Source organism: Acinetobacter sp. ANC 5378, assembly GCF_013004315.1.
Taxonomy (GTDB): Bacteria; Pseudomonadota; Gammaproteobacteria; order Pseudomonadales; family Moraxellaceae; genus Acinetobacter.
The window spans coordinates 1-927 of sequence record NZ_JABERK010000098.1; the positions used below are offsets into that span (position 1 = coordinate 1).

Annotated in this window: 1 protein-coding gene; it reads left to right on the forward strand. The window is 43.0% G+C overall.

Annotation, left to right across the window (positions count from 1 at the left end; genetic code table 11):
• Window positions 1-878: ISNCY family transposase (locus tag HLH16_RS15500; RefSeq protein ID WP_171529993.1), on the forward strand; the 878-nt coding region annotated here is incomplete at its 5' end.
• Window positions 879-927 lie beyond the last annotated feature (49 nt).

Below are 927 nucleotides of genomic sequence, written 5' to 3' on the forward strand. Positions count from 1 at the left end.
AAGGAAGAGCCGCTAAATGCTGTCTGCTAGTCTTTATCGATGATGCCACAGGCAAATTGCAGCATTTACGCTTCTGTGAATCAGAATCAGCCTTTGACTATATGATTTCGACACGCTTGTATGTTGAACAGCATGGTAAGCCTTTAGCGTTTTACAGCGACAAACATTCAGTCTTTAGGGTGAATCAAAGCAGCAAGAAAGACAGCAAGATTACCCAGTTTGGACGCGTACTCAGTACCCTCAATATCGATATCATCTTCGCTAACTCCCCTCAGGCCAAAGGACGGGTGGAACGGGCCAACAGAACCCTTCAGGACCGTCTGATTAAGGAGATGCGCCTGGAAGGTATCAGTTCGATTGCAGATGCGAATAAGTGGTTACCCTGCTTTATTGAGCAGTTCAATCTCAAGTTTGCAAAGATGGCCTTTAATCCTAAGAACTTACACCGCTCTGCCACCGAAACAGCTGAGCAATTAGATGATATTTTTACCTGGCGAGAGCCACGTAGAGTCACCAATAGCCTGACCATTACTTATGATAAATGTGTATATCTCCTGGAGAGTACAGAAGAAAACCAGAGGCTGATTGGTAAATATCTTGAGTTTCTAGAATACCCGGATGGTACTGTAGCCATCATGCATGAAGGCCGGAAGATCAATTACAGCATCTTCGATAAATTAAGTCAGCTCAACCAGCGAGAGATTGTTGAGAATAAACGGTTGGGTGCTGTTCTGAATCATATCCAACAACAGCATGAAGAACTGGAACAACAAAACAAACGCAATCGTTCTCAAAAGATGCCAAGCAGACGTGCACAGAAAACAGCAATTCAACAACGAAATCTGAATCCTGTGCTTGACTTGGAAATGTCCATATAGGACATTTCTATTTGGTTATTAGGTAGGACATTTCTACTTGGGAATAACA